Raw genomic sequence first — 1172 nt, 5'->3', positions numbered from 1 at the left:
CGTATTCAGCAGGTTATACGCAGTGGTTTAACTGTAATATGACAGGATAAGGGACGATGTGTTTCAACTAAAGGTACAAAGCACTAGCTGTGTGACAAGGAAAGCTATTTACTGCAGTTGATCAGATATATTCACCATAATCCAGTGAAGGCAAAGCTGGAAGGGGGAATAGATTATAAATGGAGCAGTCATGCTTATTATGTCGGAAAAGAAGAAGGGTAGTTTGGTTGATACCGATGTTTTGGGTATTGTTTGCTGAGAGCAGGAGAGAGGCTTTAAAGCAGTATTTGCTGTTTATGAATCAGGGATCCGGATGAAATTATAGAAGGGATTATTTATAAGAACATTGACAAACTCCGACCGAAAATACAAGCCTTAGAGAGGAAAATGCGGACAATAAAGAAGAAATTAAACATTGATGAAATCATTCGAACAGGTCTGTATGAATGAAAATAACCGGAGTTAGACGGAATCAGCCAGAACGGACAAGAACATCAAGAGGATATCTGATATTAGAAAAGCTATAGTGCTGTTAAGTGAGAGGTACTGCAATATAACCTGAATTCCCAACATATTATACCTATGTCGGCCGATCCACCCCATTGCCATGTATAGAGATCGTTTTGTTTTTGTTGTTGATCTCACCGAGCTGCGGCTGTTTTCCTTCACGCATAAAACACTCAATGATATCCAGTTCATCCAACAATTTTTGCATGGTGTATTTTTTGAATAAGTTGTGATCCGTCATAGCTTTTTTGATGTAGGAGAGATAGTAAAGGGCACTGAATTGAATAAAAAGCTTGCCTTCGAGATTTTCTTCTGAGAAGACCGATGTCCGCCGCATATTCAGGCGTTCTTTGAGATCGCCGAAAGCCTTCTCAATCAAGTCTTTATTGCGGTACAGATGAAGCGCCTCCACAGGATCCTTAACAGCATTAGAGATTAAGAACAAAATAGCCATAGTTCTTCGTCTGCTCGGCAATAACACTTTCCTTCGCCGTAACGGTGATTTTATTTCGGTTGGTAGTCACTATCAAAATTATTTGGATAATTTCTCATGTTCTGGCTTACGTGTTCCTTCCAGCAATTCTGTTTCCAATTGATCCAGCAGGGCGTAAAACTGTTTGCGTTCAAGAGCAACCTTGATCATTATAGTAGAAATGATATACATC

General features: G+C 39.5%; 1 protein-coding gene. It reads right to left on the bottom strand.

Annotated features, from left to right (window positions below; translation table 11 throughout):
• Positions 1-580 precede the first annotated feature (580 nt).
• Positions 581-961 carry a hypothetical protein gene (locus SSCH_RS05685; RefSeq protein WP_044664627.1) on the bottom strand — a complete coding sequence of 127 codons (381 nt, stop codon included), beginning with the start codon at positions 959-961 and terminating at the stop codon, positions 581-583.
• Between the last annotated feature and the right edge of the window lie 211 nt (positions 962-1172).

This window comes from Syntrophaceticus schinkii (assembly GCF_000946815.1).
In the GTDB taxonomy this organism is placed as follows: domain Bacteria; phylum Bacillota; class DSM-12270; order Thermacetogeniales; family Thermacetogeniaceae; genus Syntrophaceticus; species Syntrophaceticus schinkii.
Note: the sequence above shows the minus strand (reverse complement) of the source record. Positions and strands in the feature narration are given on the sequence as shown.

What these genes read in the sequence shown, in the direction of transcription:
- SSCH_RS05685 (WP_044664627.1), bottom strand. Translation starts at nt 961, where the DNA reads ATGGCTATTTTGTTCTTAATCTCTAATGCTGTTAAGGATCCTGTGGAG.